Origin of the sequence: Phenylobacterium sp., assembly GCF_041919955.1 — a bacterium.
Lineage (GTDB): Bacteria > Pseudomonadota > Alphaproteobacteria > Caulobacterales > Caulobacteraceae > Phenylobacterium.
The window spans coordinates 15,224-29,738 of record NZ_JAYRSU010000004.1; the positions used below are offsets into that span (position 1 = coordinate 15,224).

Below are 14,515 nucleotides of genomic sequence, written 5' to 3' on the forward strand. Positions count from 1 at the left end.
AGCCCGACTAGGGGGCGCTGCCTTCCTGCCGGCCCACCCGGCGGAACCACCAGGCCTCCGAGCCGGCGACGATCACCAGGACGGCCGAGACCCCGGCGGTCAGGGCCAGAGGCGTCATGGCCGGCGATGCGACGGCGAGGACGGCCAGCACCGCGAGGGCGGCCAGGTGCGAGCGCGCCAGCTTTTCGGTTGCTACGAGCCGGAACAGCAGGTCGCCGAACAGATAGAGCGCCGGCCCGCCGACGATCACCGCGGCTGTCTTGATCTCCATGTGGCCTACAGGATGGGCCAGGACCAACTCGTCGCCCACCGCGCTGACCACGATCCCGCCGACGATAGGCAGGTGCAGATAGGTGTAGGCCAGGCGCGCGATGCGGCCCGGATCGGCGGCGCCGGCGAATCGCTGGCTGGCGTGCTCGGCGCCGGCGTCGAAGTAGATCCACCACATGGCGACGCTGCCGGCGAACGAAGCGACGAAGGCCGCCGCCGTCGGCAGGCTCATCGGCAGGTCGGCGAAGGTCGCGCCGGTCACCAGGATCGACTCTCCGAGCGCGATGATGACGAAGAGGCCGCAGCGCTCGGCCATGTGACCGCCCTCGACATCCCAGTCAGCCGTGGTCGAGCGGCCCAGCACCGGGGTCCAGAAGCCCATGGACGGTCCGGCGAACTCGATGGCCACGGCGAGCGCCCAGAGCCCCAGACGCGCGCCGCCCTCGCTGAGGCCGCCGGCGATCCAGAAGCAGCCGGAGACGCCGAGCCAGGCGGTGATCCGCAGGAAGTTGACGTAGTTGCCGTGGTTGTGACGGCGCAGGGCCCAGAGCATGAACAGCGAGCGGCCGACCTGCATGGCCACGAAGGCGGAGGCGAACATCAGGCCGCGCTCGCCGAACGCCTCTGGCAGCGACGAGGACATCAGGAGACCTGCCAGCATCAGCACCAGCAGCAGCAGGCGTACCGCCGGCTGTTCCGGATCCATCCAGTTGGTGATCCAGCAGGTGAATATCCACACCCACCACACCGCCAGGAACAGCAGTCCCGCCTCCACGACGCCCAGCGGCGTCAGATGCTTGAGCAGGGTGTGCGAGAGCTGTGTGATGGCGAAGACAAAGACCAGGTCGAAGAACAACTCGACGAAGGTCACGCGGTGGTGGTCGTGCCCCGACCGCTTGCGTTGCAGATCCTTGCGCGCCCAGACCATCGCCGTCCCTCCAGCCCGTTTCACTAGGCCGAAGAGTCGCGCGTCCGCCAAGCGCTTGCAAACAATATCTTACAATGTAAATTTGCGTAACACTTAGAGGAAGCCCGATGCTCACGGTCCACCACCTGAACAACTCCCGGTCCCAGCGCGTGCTCTGGCTGTTGGAGGAGTTGGGCGCGCCCTACGAGATCAGGTCCTACCAACGCGACGCGAAGACCATGCTTGCGCCGCCGGAGCTTCGCGCCATCCATCCTCTCGGCAAGTCGCCGGTGGTGACCGAGGACGGGCTGACCCTCGCCGAGACCGGGGCCATAGTCGAATGGATCGTCGATCGATATGGCCAGGGCCGCCTCGCCCCGCCGCCAGGCTCGGCCGAGCGGGTCCGTTGGAGCTACTGGCTGCACTACGCCGAGGGCTCCGCCATGCCGCCGCTGCTGCTCAAGCTGGTCTTCGGCCGGCTGCCGGCCGGGGCCCCTTCCCTGCTGCGGCCGGTGGTCAACATGATCGCCGCGCGCGCACAGGCCAGTTTCATCGATCCGAACCTGAAGACGCACTTCGACTATTGGGAGAGCGAGCTCGGAAAGTCGGAGTGGTTCGCGGGGCCGCGGTTCTCGGCCGCCGATGTGATGATGAGCTTCCCGGTCGAGGCGGCCGCGGACCGCGGGGGTGCGCTGAACGGCCGGTCGCGTCTCGCCGCGTTCCTGGAGAAGATCCACGCCCGGCCGGCCTATCAGCGGGCGCTGGAGCGCGGCGGGCCTTACGCCTACGCCTGACCTTAAGCGTCGAGCGCCTTGCCGGGCTCGATGGTGACGCTCTCGCCGCAGCCGCAGGCGTCGGTCTCGTTCGGATTGCGAAACACGAACTTGGCCGAGAGCTTTGTGGTGACGTAGTCGATCTCTGTGCCGATCAGGAACAGCACCGCCTTAGGCTCGACCAGGATGGTCACGCCCTTGTCCTCGACCACCTCGTCCAGCGGGTTCGCCGCCTCGGCGTATTCCAGGACGTATTCCTGTCCCGCGCAGCCGCCGTTCTTCACGCCGACCCGCAGGCCCGCATAAGGCTTCTCGGCCTTGGCCATGATCTCGCGCACGCGCATCGCCGCAGCCTCGGTCAGGGTGACGACCTTGGGTCGGGGGCGGCGCGCACGGGGCGCGGGGGTGAGGGACAGCTCGGTCATGCTCGGCCTATATGGGGTCAGAACATGTTGAGTTGAAGTTTCGCCTCGTCGGACATCCGCGAGGGGTCCCACGGCGGGTCGAAGACCAGCTCGACGGTGACGTTGCGGATGCCCGGGATTTCGCGCACCGCGTCCTGGACCCAACCCGGCATGTCGCCCGCCACCGGGCAGCCGGGGGCGGTCAGGGTCATGTCGATGGCCACGTCCTTGTCGTCTGACACGTCCACCTTGTAGATCAGGCCCAGCTCGTAGATGTCGACCGGGATCTCCGGGTCGAACACCGTCTTCAGCTTCTCGATGAGCTGGTCGGTCAGCGCGTCGAGCTCAGCCTGCGAGAGCGGCGTCGTCGTGGTCGGCTCGATGGAAGCGGCGTCGTCCATGGGTCAATGACTCAAGCGAAAAAGGCCTGGGTGCGGGTCAGCGCGTCGACGAAAGCGTCGGCCTCCCCTTCCGTATTATATAGGGCGAAGGAAGCGCGGGCGCTGGCCGTCAGGCCGAAACGCCGCATCAGGGGCTCTGCGCAATGGCTGCCGGCCCGCACGGCCACGCCGTAGCGGTCGAGGATCTGGGCTACGTCGTGCGCATGAGCGCCTTCGACGTTGAAGGCCAGGATCGCGCCCTTGCCGGGCGCCTGGCCGATGACCTGCAGCCAGTTGGCGCCCTTCAGCCCGTCCATCACCCGCGCATAGAGCCGCGCCTCGTGCTCGGCGGCGGCCTTGCGGTCGATGGTGTTCAGCCATTCGATGGCCGCGCCCAGGCCGATGGCCTCGAGGATCGGCGGGGTGCCGGCTTCGAACCGATGCGGCGGATCGGCGTAGGTGATCGCCTCCAGGCGCACCTCGCCGATCATCTCGCCACCGCCTTGATAGGGCGGCAGTTCGGCCAGGGCCTCGGCCTTGCCGTAGAGCGCGCCAATGCCGGTCGGGCCGTAGAGCTTGTGGGCGGAGAAGACGTAGAAGTCGACGTCCAGGGCCTTTACGTCGACGTCCAGGTGCACCACGCCCTGGCAGCCGTCGACCAGCACCTTCGCGCCGGCCTCATGCGCCAGGCGGGCGATCTCGGCCACCGGGTTGATGGTGCCGAGCACGTTGGACATGTGGGTGACGGCGACGACCTTGGTCCGCTCGCTGAGCAGTCCCGGCAGGGCCTCGACGTCCAGCCGGCCGTCGTCCAGCACCGGGATGAACTTCAGGACCACGCCCTTGCGCTCGCGCAGGAAGTGCCACGGCACGATGTTGGCGTGGTGCTCCATCTCGGTCAGCACGATCTCGTCGCCGGCGACCAGGGAGGCGCCGAGGCCGGACGCGACCAGGTTGATCGCCTCGGTGCCGCCCTTGGTGAAGACGATCTCGTGCTCGGCCGCATTGATAAAGCGCGCGACGGACTTGCGCGCCGCCTCGTAAGCGTCGGTCGTCTCGTTGGCCAGCGTATGCAGCCCGCGGTGGACGTTGGCGTAGGAGTGCTCCATCGACCGCGTCATGGCTTCGATCACCGCCCGCGGCTTCTGGGCGCTGGCGGCGCTGTCCAGATAGACCAGCGGCTTGCCATTGACCTCTCGTGACAGGATCGGGAACTGGGCGCGGACCGCTTCGACGTCGAAGGCCATGGTCAGAGCTCCAACCGCTGGCCGGCCCAGCCGGCGGCGGCTTCGCGCACGGTCTCGTGCTCGATACGGTCGATAACCTCGCCGACGAAGGCATGGGTCAGCAGCGCGCGGGCGACCTCGGCCGGCATGCCGCGCTGCTGGGCGTAGAACAGCGCGTCCTCGTCCAGGGCGCCGATCGTGTTGCCGTGCGCGCACTGCACGTCGTCGGCGAAGATCAGCAGCTCAGGCTTGGCGTCGATCTCGGCCCTGTCCGACAGGATCAGGGCGTGATGGCCCATCCGCGCGTCGGTGCGGTCGGCGCCCTCGGCCACCACGATCCGGCCCTGGAACACGCCGCGCGACTGGTCGCGGACGACGCCCTTGGTGAGCTGGCTGGTGGTTCCGTCAACACCCAGGTGTTCGACCACGGTGGTAAGGTCGGCGTTGTGCTGGCCTTCCAGCAGATAGGCGCCGTCCAGACGCAGCTCAGCGCCCGCCCCGGGATGAGCGACACGGGTCTCGATCCGCTGGCGACGCGCGCCGTGGGTCAGGACAGTCTGGGCGTAGGCTGCTTCCGGCGCCAGCTCGACGCTGGCGTCGACGACGCTGACGCCCTCGGCGTGATCGTCGGCGAAGACGATCCGCTCGACCTTGGCGCCCTTGGCCAACCTGATGTTGACCGTGGTGTTGGCGAGATAGCCGGCGCCGCGGCCCTCATAGCTCTCGACCAGGGTGAGCTTGCCGCCCTCACCCACCGAGACCCAGAGTTCGGCGTTGTGCGCGCCAGCGCCATCGGTGGAGAGGAAGCGCCAGGCGACCAAGGCTTCTCCGCCGGCCGGGACGTCCAGGTCCGAGCGACCCCGGCCATTGACGACGTCAACAACCTCGCCGCCGGCCTGCGCCAGCGGGCTTTCCCACGCCCAGGCCGCGCCCTGCGGCGAGGCGGCCGGAATCTGGCGGATCAGGCCGCGCAGGTCGGTCCAGCGCCAGTCCTCGTCCCGCTTGCCGGGCAGCAGGCTGGCGTCGCCGGAGGTGATGGCCCCGGTGACGCTCACGCGGCCCTCGCGTACTTGTCGTAGCCTTCGCGCTCCAGCTCGAGCGCCAGTTCGGGCCCGCCGGACTCCACGATCCGCCCGGCCGAAAGCACGTGCACGCGGTCGGGTTTGATGTAGTCGAGCAGGCGCTGGTAGTGGGTGATGACCAGCATCGAACGGTCCGGCGAACGCATGGCGTTCACCCCGTCCGAGACGATCTTCAGCGCATCGATGTCGAGGCCGGAGTCGGTCTCATCCAGGATGAGGAAACGGGGCGAAAGCATCGCCATCTGAAAGATTTCCATCCGTTTCTTCTCACCGCCCGAGAAGCCGACGTTCAGCGCCCGCTTGAGCATGTCGAAGTCGATCTTCAGGGAGGCCGCGGTGGCCTTGGCGAGCTTCAGGAACTCCGGCGCCGTCACCTCGGGCTCGCCGCGCGCCTTGCGCTGGGCGTTCATCGCGGTCCGGATGAAGGTCAGGGCCGGAACGCCCGGAATCTCCAGCGGGTACTGGAAGGACAGGAACATGCCCTTGGCCGCGCGCTCGGCCGGGTCGAGCGACAGCAGGTCCTCGCCGTTCAGGGTCGCGGTTCCGCCCGTGACTTCATAGCCCTCGCGGCCGGTCAGGACGTAGGACAGCGTCGACTTGCCGGCGCCGTTCGGGCCCATGATGGCGTGGACCTCGCCGGAGGGCACCTCCAGGGTCAGGCCCTTCAGAATCTCGTTGCCGTCGACTTCGGCGCGCAGGTTGGAAATCGAAAGCATCAGTCGGTCTCGTCGGCCAGGAACTGGGCCATCACATCAAGGGCTTCGCCGGGGGTGTTCACAAACTGCTGTTTGCGAGGCGCGGCGGTGGAAGTCGTGGCGGTGCGCTTGTCGGCCGAGCGCACGTTGATGCTGCCAGCCTCGAAGTAGGCGTCGATCAGGAAGTCGTCGTGGTTCAGGCTGACCGTGTAGCGGCGCAGGCCGAGGGTCAGGCCCTTCTCACGCAGGAAGCCCTCGTCGGCGGCGAGCGCGTCATAAAGCTGCTGGGCGCGAGCCAGGTCTTCTTCCTGCTGCCTGCGCTCGGCCTCCTCGCGGGCATGGCGGGCCGCGTCGCGGCGGGCGTGCTCGGCTTCGAAGGCGCGGCGAAGGGACATGGAGGCGGTCTCTGACGTTGCGGGGCTCATCCGACCGAGCCCTCCAGGGAAATGGCGACGAGCTTCTGGGCTTCCACGGCGAACTCCATGGGCAGCTCCTGCAGCACGTCCTTGACGAAGCCGTTGACCAGCAGCTGCACGGCTTCCTCCTCCGAAAGCCCGCGCTGCATGGCGTAGAACAGCTGGTCTTCGGAAAGCTTGGTGGTCGTGGCTTCGTGCTCGAATACGCAACTGCCGTTGCGCGCCTCGACATAGGGCACGGTGTGGGCCGCGCAGCTCTTGCCGATCAGCAGGCTGTCGCACTGGGTGAAGTTGCGCGCGCCCTTGGCCTTGGGGTGGGCCGAGACCAGGCCACGGTAGGTGTTCGACGACTTCCCGGCGCTGATGCCCTTGGAGATGATGCGCGAGCGGGTGCCCGCGCCCAGGTGGATCATCTTGGTGCCGGTGTCGGCCTGCTGGCGGCCGTTAGTGATGGCGATCGAGTAGAATTCACCGACGCTCTCGTTCCCGCGAAGCACGCAGGACGGATACTTCCAGGTGATCGCCGAGCCGGTCTCGACCTGGGTCCAGGACACCTTCGAGCGGTCGCCCCGGCAGTCGGCCCGCTTGGTGACGAAGTTGTAGATGCCGCCCTTCCCGGTCTCCGGATCGCCCGGATACCAGTTCTGGACGGTGGAGTACTTGATCTCGGCGTCGTCGAGGGCGACGAGCTCGACCACCGCGGCGTGCAGCTGGTTCTCGTCGCGCATGGGGGCCGTGCAGCCCTCGAGATAGGAAACGTAGGCGCCCTTGTCGGCGATGATCAGGGTGCGCTCGAACTGGCCGGAATTCTCCGCATTGATGCGGAAATAGGTCGACAGCTCCATCGGGCAGCGCACGCCCGGCGGCACATAGACGAAGCTGCCGTCGGAAAAGACCGCCGAGTTCAGACAGGCGTAGTAGTTGTCCGACACCGGCACCACCGAGCCCAGGTACTTGCGGACCAGCTCGGGATGCTCGCGGATCGCCTCGCTCATCGAGCAGAAGATGACGCCCGCTTCCGCCAGCTCTTTCTTGAAGGTGGTCACCACCGAGACGCTGTCGAACACAGCGTCGACCGCATAGCGCGGCGCGCCCTGCACGCCGGCCAGCACTTCCTGCTCGCGCAGCGGAATGCCCAGCTTGGCGTAGGTCGCCAGGATGTCGGGATCGACCTCGTCCAGGCTCTTGGGGCCGTCCTTGCCCTTGGGCGCGGCGTAGTAATAGGCGTCCTGGTAGTCGATGCGCGGGAAATGGACCTTGGCCCAGTCCGGCTCGTCCATCGCCAGCCAGCGCTCATAGGCGTCCAGCCGCCAGGCCAGCATCCATTCCGGCTCGTCCTTTTTGGCCGAGATGAAGCGGACGATGTCCTGCGACAGCCCCTTGGGCGCGAACTCCTGTTCGACGTCGGTGACGAAGCCGTGCTTGTACTTTTCCAGGCTCTCGACGTGTTCGACGGTCTGTTTGACGGCGGCCATACGCTTACCTCCTCACGCCGCCGGCGCGCGGTGACGCGCGGCGTGACGGGACTGAATCTCTTCCCAGGCGGCTGCGAAGGCCGCCCAATCTTCTGGCGTGGTGGCCCAGCCGCCCGAGACCCGGATGGCGCAGGCGGCCAGGTCGCCCTGACCCATGGCGCTCAGCACGTGACTGGCCTTCACCTTGCCCGACGAGCAGGCCGAGCCGGCGCTGACCATGATCCCGGCCAGATCGAGTTGCATCACCTGCAGCTCCGCCCCCCAGCCGGGGAGCGCCACGCACAGGGTGTTGGGCAGGCGCAGCGCACCCTCGCCCATCACCACGGCGCCGGTGGCCGTCAGGCGCGCGATCGCGGCATCCCGAGGGGCCGGATCGATGTCACGGTCCTTCAATGCGGCCAGGGCCGCGGCGCCGAAGCCGGCGATCCCCGCAACGTTCTCGGTGCCCGCGCGGCGTCCCCGCTCCTGCCCGCCGCCGTGCTGACGGCGCACGAGCGTGGCGCGCGGACCGAATGTCAGGGCGCCGACGCCCTGCGGCCCGCCCAGCTTGTGAGCCGAGGCCGTCAGGGTGTCCGCGCCCAGGGCGCGGCTGTCGGTCGGGATCTTGCCGGCGCTCTGGACAGCGTCGACGTGCAGCCAGCCGTCAGCGGCCCGGACGATCTCGGAGGCCTCGCGCACTGGCTGGATCACGCCGGTCTCGTTGTTGGCGTGCATGAGCGCCACGAAGGGACGGCCGTCTGCCGCGTCCCAGCGGGAGAGGCGCTCGGCGAGCCAGCCGAGGTCCGCCACGCCGTGTGCGTTCACCGGCAGCAGTTCGACCGCAGCGCCGCTGGCCTTGGCGTTCTCAAGCACGCTGTCGTGTTCGATCGCGCTGACGATCAGGCGCCTCGATCCTGTCGCCACGGCGCTCTCGATGGCCAGGGCGTTGGCCTCGGTGCCTCCGGAGGTGAAGACGACCGTCGAGGCCGGGCCGCCGATCAGGGCGGCGACGGCGTTGCGAGCATCCTCGACCATGGCCCGGGCGGCGCGGCCGGCGGCGTGCACCGAGGAAGGATTGCCGGGCGCAGCGAAGGCGCGGTTCATCGCCTCGATCGCCTCCGGGCGCATCGGGGCGCTGGCGTTGTAGTCCAGGTAGACGCGGCTCATGCCGCCTCCTGCGGCGCGAAGCGGCCGTCCACGAGGTCGGCCAGCGTCACCGAGGCGAGATAGGTGTGCAAGTGGCGACCCATCTCTTCCCACAGATCGTGGGTGATGCAGCGTTCGCCCTTCAGCATGCAGCCCTTGCCCTGGGCGCCGCAGCGGGTCGCGCGCAGAGGCTCGTCGACCGCCAGGACAATGTCGGCGATGTTGGTGTCGTGCGCTTCCTTGGCGAGGCGATAGCCGCCGCCAGGACCACGCAGGCTCTTGACCAGGCCACGCCGGCGCAGCCGCGCGAAAAGCTGTTCGAGATAGGAGAGCGAGATCTGCTGGCGCGCGGCGATGTCGGCCAGGGTCACGGCGCGGTCGCCGGCCGACAGCGCGGCCTGGCGGCGCGCCAGATCGGCCATGGCCATAACCGCATAACGTCCCTTGGTCGAAAGGCGCATGTCGCTCCCAAGACTGCTCTCAACAAGCCCGATGCTTTTTTTCGAGCATTCGGCGGGTCCCATATGTTACAGGCCCCGGCTTGCACGGGGCGCGTCGCCGGAACCGGCCGACGGTCGCGACTTAGGAAGACCGAGCGCGTTAGTCAAGTATTCGGGCGGACGCGCCTGACGAGAGGAATGGCATGCCAGAAGTGGTTCTGACCGGCGCGGCCGGGCGGATCGAGGGTCGCTACACCCAGGGCAAGAGCCCGACGGCGCCGATCGCGCTGATCCTGCACCCGCACCCCAAGGCCGGCGGGCAGATGAACCACCCGGTGGCGGTGCAGCTCTTCCACCTGTTCATGAAGCGCGGCTTCTCGACCCTGCGCTTCAACTTCCGTGGCGTCGGCCGCAGCCAGGGCGAGTTCGACTCAGGCATCGGCGAACTGGCCGACGCGGCCACCGCGCTCGACTGGCTGCAGTCGACCAACCCGGCCGCCTCGCAATGCTGGGTCGCCGGCTATTCGTTCGGCGCGTGGATCGGCATGCAGCTGCTGATGCGCCGCCCGGAGACGGATGGCTTCATCAGCGTCTCGCCGCCGACCAACATGTACGACTTCAGCTTCCTGGCGCCCTGCCCGGCCTCGGGCCTGATCCTGCACGGCGCAGCTGACACCGTGGTGCCGCCGATCGAGGTCGACCGCGTGGTCTCCAAGCTGCGCACCCAGAAGGGCATCGTCATCGACCACGAGGTCGTCGACGGCGCGACCCACTTCTGGGCCGAGAACCTGCCCGATGTCGAAAAGCGCGTCGGGGCATATCTGGATAAGCGGATCGAAGCCGATCCGATCTGAGATCAAAGGCCGAGGCGAACGCCTCGGCCTTTTTCTTTCACGCCCTACCGCCCCTTCAAGTAATCCAGCGCCAGCAGCGCCTGCGCGCGCACGCCGGTCTCCATCGCGCTTTCGTCGATGTCGAAGAACGGCGAGTGGTTGCCGCCCTTCGGATTGCCGATGCCCAGGTGGTAGAAGAAGCCCGGGATCTCCTTCTGGAAATAGGAGAAATCCTCGGCGCCCATGATGTAGTCGATGTCGTCGGCGACGTGACCCTGGGTGGCGCGCGCCAGGGTCGGCTTCATCTGGGCCGACAGGGCGCGGTTGTTGTCGGTAACCGGATTGGGCTGGCCCCAGTTGATCTTGCCCGTGGCGCCGTAGCGCTCGGTGATCGAGGCCACCGCCTTGTCGGCCCGCGCCATGACGTCGGTGCGCATGCCTGGATCGAAGGTCCGCAACGTCCCGGTCATGGTCATGTCCTCGGGAATGATGTTGTAGCGCAGGCCGCCGTGCAGGGTGGCGATGGTCAGCACGGTCGGCGTTTTGGAGACGTTGATCTGGCGCGAGGTGATCTGGTTGAACGCGGTGACGATGTCGGCGGTCAGCGACGACATGTCGATCCCCTGCCACGGCATCGAGCCGTGGGCCTGCTTGCCCTTGAGCTGGATCTCGAAGCGGTCCGAGGCGGCCATCATCGGGCCCGGACGCCATACGGTCATCCCGACCGGGCCCGGGAAGGCGTGCAGGCCGAAGATCGCGTCCACCTTGGGGTTCTTCAGCACGCCTTCCTTGACCATCAGCGGCGCGCCGCCTTCCTCGCCGACCGGCGGCCCTTCCTCGGCCGGCTGGAAGATGAAGACCACCGTGCCTTCGATCTGGTCTTTCATGCCGGCCAGCACCTCGGCCGTTCCCATCAGGATGGCGACGTGGCTGTCATGGCCGCAGGCGTGCATCACCGGCACGGTCTGGCCGTTGTACTGGGCCGTGACCTTGGACGCGAACGGCAGGCCGGTCTGTTCCGCCACCGGAAGGGCGTCCATATCGGCGCGCAAGGCTACGACCTTGCCGGGCTTGGCGCCCTTCAGGATACCCACCACGCCGGTCTTGCCGACGCCGGTGCGAACCTCGAAGCCTAGCTTGCGCAGGTGATCGGCGACGATCTTGGCGGTCCGCACCTCGTTGTTGGACAGCTCGGGATGCTCGTGGAAATCGCGGCGCCAGGCGACGACCTTCGGCTGCAGTTCCTTGGCCTTGGCGAAGACGGCGGCGTCGTACGGCTTGGCCGCAGCCGGCGCCTCCTGAGCGACCGCTCCGCCCGTCATCGCAAATGCGGCGGCCACGCCCGCCAGCCAAACCCGCTTCGACATGAATGCTCCTTAGGCCGTTGGTCGGGCGACACGCCCGCCGGTCATGGGCGCCGGAACGCCCGTCGTCTTGGGAAATGAGATCGGCAGCCCGCGCAGCGTGCGCGCCGCCAGATAGGCGAAGGCCTCCGCCTCGATGGAATCGCCGCGCCAGCCGTGCTCCTCGGCAGTGGTCACCGGGGCGCTCAGCCGCTCAGTGAAGGCCGCCATCAAGGTGGGGTTATGCCGCCCGCCGCCGCAGACCACGACCTCGCTGGGCGAGCCGCCCATGATTTCGCAACCCTGCTTCACGGCCTCCGCGGTGAAGGCCACCAGCGTCGCGGCGGCGTCCTCAAGCCGCAGCGGCTCCAGCGGCTCCAGCGGGAAGTCGTAGCGATCCAGCGACTTGGGCGGCGGCGCCTGGAAATAGGAATGGCCGAGCAGACCGCGCAGCACCCCCTCGTCCACCTGGCCGACGCTGGCGTATTTGCCGCCCTCGTCGAAGCGCCCGGCGCCGCGCGACTGCATCAAGAGGTCGATCATGCCGTTGCCGGGCCCGGTGTCGAAGGCGGCGATCTCGTCGCCGCCGGCCCAGAAGGTGATGTTGGCCACGCCGCCGACGTTCAGCACGCCCAGGGGCGCGGAAAGGCCCGCAGTCTTGGCCCGCGCCAGGTGATAGATCGGGGCCAGCGGCGCGCCCTCCCCTCCGGCGGCCACGTCGGCGGTGCGAAAGTCATAGGCGACCGGCACGCCGGTCGCGTCGGCCAGCCACTGGGCGTCGCCCAGTTGCACGGTCCGCCCCACGCGCCCGTCCTGCGGCCGCTCGTGCAACACGGTCTGGCCGTGCATGCCGATGAGGTCGATGTCGGACCACGCAAGGCCGTTGGCGGCCAGGAATTCGCTGGCGGCCTCGAAATGCTCCCTGGCCACCGCCGCAGCGGCGTCGGCGAACACTTCGGGTTCTGGCGCTCCGCGCGGCCAGTCCATCGCCGCCTGGGTCGCCGCCAGCGCCAGGTCGCGCGTCGCCTCGGTCAGCTTGCGCTCCCCCGCCGGCCCGAAGGCCGAGATCGTCTCGCCGTCCGTGTCCAGGATCGCCATGTCACAGGCGTCGAGAGATGTGCCGGTCATGAAGCCCAGAACTCGCATGCCAGCTTGACTGCCACGCCGCGCGCGCCGTAGCTAGCGCCCATGATCGAACGCTGCTCCGCCAACCTGGCCCGTTATTACCGCCTGCCCTAGAGCAGGCGCGGCTTCGATCGTTTGCGCCACCCCTACCTGGTCGGCGCCCGCACCTCAAATGAACGACGGTCTCCGGCCTTTCGCCATAAGGAGCCTGTCAGATGTCCACCGAAGTGCTAGAGCGCGCTGCGCAACCTCCCGAGTCAAAGCCCATGTCCGCCGACCAGACCTTCAAGTCCGAGTTCCTGCGCACCATGCAGGAGCGCGGCTACATCCATCAGATCACTCACCCGGCCGAGCTCGACGAAGCCGCCGCCAACGGGACGATCACGGCCTACATCGGCTTCGACGCTACGGCCTCTTCGCTGCATGTCGGCCACATGATCCAGATCATGATGCTGCGCCGCCTGCAGCAGGCCGGCCACAAGCCCATCGTGCTGATGGGCGGGGGCACCACCAAGGTAGGCGATCCGACCGACAAGGACGGCCAGCGCCCCCTGCTCACCCACGAGCAGATCCAGGGCAACATCGCCACCATCAAGGGGACGTTCCAGCGCTTCCTGACCTTCGGCGACGGACCGAGCGACGCGATCATGGTCGACAACGACGCGTGGCTCTCGAAGTTCGGCTACGTCGAGTTCCTGCGGAACTACGGGGTGCACTTCACGGTCAACCGCATGCTGGCCTTCGACAGCGTCAAGGCGCGGCTTGAGCGCGAGCAGCCGATGACCTTCCTCGAGTTCAACTACATGCTCATGCAGTCGGTCGACTTCCTGGAGCTCGAGCGCCAGTACGGCTGCCTCCTGCAGATGGGGGGTTCCGACCAGTGGGGGAACATCGTCAACGGGGTGGAGCTGATCCGTCGTGTCGACCAGAAGCCCTCCTTCGGCCTGACCACGCCGCTGCTCTCGACCGCCTCCGGCCAGAAGATGGGCAAGACGGTGGGCGGAGCGGTCTGGCTCAACGCCGACATGCGCAGCCCGTACGACTACTGGCAGTTCTGGCGCAACACCGAGGACGCCGACGTCGGCCGCTTCATGCGCCTGTTCACCGATCTGCCGCTGGCCGAGATCGCCCGCTACGAGGCGATGCAGGGCGCGGAGATCAACGAGGCCAAGAAGGCTCTGGCGAACGAGGCGACCCGCATGCTGCACGGCCAGGAGGCCGCCCAAGCCGCCGCCGAGGCCGCGCGCGTGGCCTTCGAGGTCGGCTCGGTCTCCGGCGACATGCCGACGCACGAGGTCCCGGCGGCCGAGCTTGAGAGCGGTATCATGCTGGCCGCGCTCGCCCACGACGCCGGCCTGGCCGGCTCGCGCGGCGAAGCGCGCCGTCTGGCCCAAGGCGGGGGGCTGCGGGTCAACGATGTGGCCGAGGCCGACGCCGGCCGCAACATCACGCCCGCCGACCTGGTCGACGGCGTGGTCAAGCTGGCCGCCGGCAAGAAGAAGATCGTCCTGGTGAAGCCCGTCTAGGAGACGTCGCATGTCGAACGTGACCGAAGGAGCGCCCGCTCCCGACTTCGAACTGGCCGGCGCCGACGGCCCCGTCCGCCTCGCCGACTTCGCCGGCAAGCCGCTGGTCGTCTATTTCTATCCGAAGGACGACACCAGCGGCTGCACCAAGGAGGCCCAGGACTTCACAGCCCTGGCCGGCGACTTCGCCGGGGCCGGTGTCGCGCTGCTGGGCGTCTCCAAGGACAGCGTCGCCAGTCACGCGAAGTTTACAGCCAAATACGGTCTGGCCGTCCCCCTCGCCTCGGACCCCGAGGGCGCGATGATCGAGGCCTACGGCTCGTGGGTCGAGAAGAACATGTACGGCCGCAAGTACATGGGCATCGAGCGTTCGACCTTCCTGATCGACGCCGGCGGCAAGCTGGCGCGGATCTGGCGCAAGGTGAAGGTGCCCGGCCACGCCGCCGAGGTGCTGAAGGCCGCTCAAGCCCTTTAAGGTAAAGCTTTGCATCATGC

The 14,515-nt window shown here is 68.0% G+C and carries 16 protein-coding genes; 4 read left to right on the top strand and 12 right to left on the bottom strand.

All coding sequences use genetic code 11. The features are described 5' to 3' along the window. Positions 1–7: 7 nt before the first annotated feature. Complete coding sequence (locus ACE3T2_RS04800) at positions 8–1,198, bottom strand: low temperature requirement protein A (protein WP_374655259.1); 1,191 nt, start codon at positions 1,196–1,198, stop codon at positions 8–10. A gap of 107 nt (positions 1,199–1,305) precedes the next feature. Here ACE3T2_RS04800 and ACE3T2_RS04805 point away from each other — a divergent pair, with 107 nt between their 5' ends. After that, complete coding sequence (locus ACE3T2_RS04805) at positions 1,306–1,971, top strand: glutathione S-transferase (protein ID WP_374655261.1); 666 nt, start codon at positions 1,306–1,308, stop codon at positions 1,969–1,971. Positions 1,972–1,973: 2 nt separating this feature from the next. On the opposite strand, the gene ACE3T2_RS04810 is transcribed toward ACE3T2_RS04805, so the two are convergent. From ACE3T2_RS04810 to ACE3T2_RS04850, 9 genes are read right to left on the bottom strand one after another with little or no spacing between them, the layout of a single operon-like run. Next, positions 1,974–2,375 (bottom strand): HesB/IscA family protein, encoded by a 402-nt coding sequence (locus ACE3T2_RS04810; protein WP_374655263.1) that lies wholly within the window; start codon positions 2,373–2,375, stop codon positions 1,974–1,976. Between the two features lie 17 nt (positions 2,376–2,392). Then, positions 2,393–2,755 (bottom strand): SUF system Fe-S cluster assembly protein, encoded by a 363-nt coding sequence (locus tag ACE3T2_RS04815; RefSeq protein ID WP_374655265.1) that lies wholly within the window; start codon positions 2,753–2,755, stop codon positions 2,393–2,395. 11 nt (positions 2,756–2,766) lie between these two features. Then, entirely contained in the window at positions 2,767–3,981 is a 1,215-nt protein-coding gene (locus ACE3T2_RS04820) for an aminotransferase class V-fold PLP-dependent enzyme (RefSeq protein WP_374655267.1), read from the bottom strand. Between the two features lie 2 nt (positions 3,982–3,983). Further along, positions 3,984–5,015: a Fe-S cluster assembly protein SufD gene (sufD, locus tag ACE3T2_RS04825; RefSeq protein ID WP_374655269.1), complete on the bottom strand. Its 1,032-nt coding sequence runs from the start codon at positions 5,013–5,015 to the stop codon at positions 3,984–3,986. Continuing rightward, positions 5,012–5,758, bottom strand: coding sequence for a Fe-S cluster assembly ATPase SufC (gene sufC, locus ACE3T2_RS04830; RefSeq protein WP_374655271.1), 747 nt, complete (start codon positions 5,756–5,758; stop codon positions 5,012–5,014). Before sufC ends, sufD begins: the two co-directional genes overlap by 4 nt. Beyond that, complete coding sequence (locus tag ACE3T2_RS04835; RefSeq protein WP_374655273.1) at positions 5,758–6,132, bottom strand: hypothetical protein; 375 nt, start codon at positions 6,130–6,132, stop codon at positions 5,758–5,760. Before ACE3T2_RS04835 ends, sufC begins: the two co-directional genes overlap by 1 nt. Positions 6,133–6,158: 26 nt before the next feature. After that, complete coding sequence (gene sufB / locus ACE3T2_RS04840; RefSeq protein WP_374655275.1) at positions 6,159–7,628, bottom strand: Fe-S cluster assembly protein SufB; 1,470 nt, start codon at positions 7,626–7,628, stop codon at positions 6,159–6,161. 12 nt (positions 7,629–7,640) lie between these two features. Continuing rightward, positions 7,641–8,774, bottom strand: coding sequence for a cysteine desulfurase family protein (locus ACE3T2_RS04845; protein WP_374655277.1), 1,134 nt, complete (start codon positions 8,772–8,774; stop codon positions 7,641–7,643). Then, positions 8,771–9,214: an Rrf2 family transcriptional regulator gene (locus tag ACE3T2_RS04850; protein ID WP_374655279.1), complete on the bottom strand. Its 444-nt coding sequence runs from the start codon at positions 9,212–9,214 to the stop codon at positions 8,771–8,773. The genes ACE3T2_RS04845 and ACE3T2_RS04850 overlap by 4 nt, the downstream gene beginning before the upstream one ends. 182 nt (positions 9,215–9,396) lie before the next feature. On the opposite strand from ACE3T2_RS04850, the gene ACE3T2_RS04855 reads away from it, so the two are divergent. Continuing rightward, complete coding sequence (locus tag ACE3T2_RS04855; protein WP_374655281.1) at positions 9,397–10,047, top strand: alpha/beta hydrolase; 651 nt, start codon at positions 9,397–9,399, stop codon at positions 10,045–10,047. 44 nt (positions 10,048–10,091) lie between these two features. Here the strand turns inward: ACE3T2_RS04855 and ACE3T2_RS04860 are convergent, their stop codons facing one another. Then, a complete protein-coding gene (locus ACE3T2_RS04860; protein ID WP_374655283.1) occupies positions 10,092–11,393 on the bottom strand; it encodes an amidohydrolase in 1,302 nt (433 codons plus the stop codon). A 9-nt stretch (positions 11,394–11,402) separates the two neighbouring features. After that, positions 11,403–12,515: an anhydro-N-acetylmuramic acid kinase gene (locus ACE3T2_RS04865; protein WP_374655285.1), complete on the bottom strand. Its 1,113-nt coding sequence runs from the start codon at positions 12,513–12,515 to the stop codon at positions 11,403–11,405. A 194-nt stretch (positions 12,516–12,709) separates the two neighbouring features. On the opposite strand from ACE3T2_RS04865, the gene tyrS reads away from it, so the two are divergent. After that, complete coding sequence (gene tyrS, locus ACE3T2_RS04870; RefSeq protein ID WP_374655287.1) at positions 12,710–14,020, top strand: tyrosine--tRNA ligase; 1,311 nt, start codon at positions 12,710–12,712, stop codon at positions 14,018–14,020. 10 nt (positions 14,021–14,030) lie between these two features. Further along, positions 14,031–14,495 carry a peroxiredoxin gene (locus ACE3T2_RS04875; RefSeq protein WP_374655289.1) on the top strand — a complete coding sequence of 155 codons (465 nt, stop codon included), beginning with the start codon at positions 14,031–14,033 and terminating at the stop codon, positions 14,493–14,495. The last annotated feature ends 20 nt before the right edge of the window (positions 14,496–14,515 follow it).

What these genes read in the sequence shown, in the direction of transcription:
- ACE3T2_RS04860 (WP_374655283.1), bottom strand. Translation starts at nt 11,393, where the DNA reads ATGTCGAAGCGGGTTTGGCTGGCGGGCGTGGCCGCCGCATTTGCGATG.
- ACE3T2_RS04875 (WP_374655289.1), top strand. Translation starts at nt 14,031, where the DNA reads ATGTCGAACGTGACCGAAGGAGCGCCCGCTCCCGACTTCGAACTGGCC.
- ACE3T2_RS04835 (WP_374655273.1), bottom strand. Translation starts at nt 6,132, where the DNA reads ATGTCCCTTCGCCGCGCCTTCGAAGCCGAGCACGCCCGCCGCGACGCG.
- ACE3T2_RS04855 (WP_374655281.1), top strand. Translation starts at nt 9,397, where the DNA reads ATGCCAGAAGTGGTTCTGACCGGCGCGGCCGGGCGGATCGAGGGTCGC.
- ACE3T2_RS04865 (WP_374655285.1), bottom strand. Translation starts at nt 12,515, where the DNA reads ATGCGAGTTCTGGGCTTCATGACCGGCACATCTCTCGACGCCTGTGAC.
- ACE3T2_RS04815 (WP_374655265.1), bottom strand. Translation starts at nt 2,755, where the DNA reads ATGGACGACGCCGCTTCCATCGAGCCGACCACGACGACGCCGCTCTCG.
- tyrS (WP_374655287.1), top strand. Translation starts at nt 12,710, where the DNA reads ATGTCCACCGAAGTGCTAGAGCGCGCTGCGCAACCTCCCGAGTCAAAG.
- ACE3T2_RS04805 (WP_374655261.1), top strand. Translation starts at nt 1,306, where the DNA reads ATGCTCACGGTCCACCACCTGAACAACTCCCGGTCCCAGCGCGTGCTC.
- ACE3T2_RS04800 (WP_374655259.1), bottom strand. Translation starts at nt 1,198, where the DNA reads ATGGTCTGGGCGCGCAAGGATCTGCAACGCAAGCGGTCGGGGCACGAC.
- ACE3T2_RS04850 (WP_374655279.1), bottom strand. Translation starts at nt 9,214, where the DNA reads ATGCGCCTTTCGACCAAGGGACGTTATGCGGTTATGGCCATGGCCGAT.
- sufC (WP_374655271.1), bottom strand. Translation starts at nt 5,758, where the DNA reads ATGCTTTCGATTTCCAACCTGCGCGCCGAAGTCGACGGCAACGAGATT.
- ACE3T2_RS04845 (WP_374655277.1), bottom strand. Translation starts at nt 8,774, where the DNA reads ATGAGCCGCGTCTACCTGGACTACAACGCCAGCGCCCCGATGCGCCCG.
- sufB (WP_374655275.1), bottom strand. Translation starts at nt 7,628, where the DNA reads ATGGCCGCCGTCAAACAGACCGTCGAACACGTCGAGAGCCTGGAAAAG.
- ACE3T2_RS04810 (WP_374655263.1), bottom strand. Translation starts at nt 2,375, where the DNA reads ATGACCGAGCTGTCCCTCACCCCCGCGCCCCGTGCGCGCCGCCCCCGA.
- ACE3T2_RS04820 (WP_374655267.1), bottom strand. Translation starts at nt 3,981, where the DNA reads ATGGCCTTCGACGTCGAAGCGGTCCGCGCCCAGTTCCCGATCCTGTCA.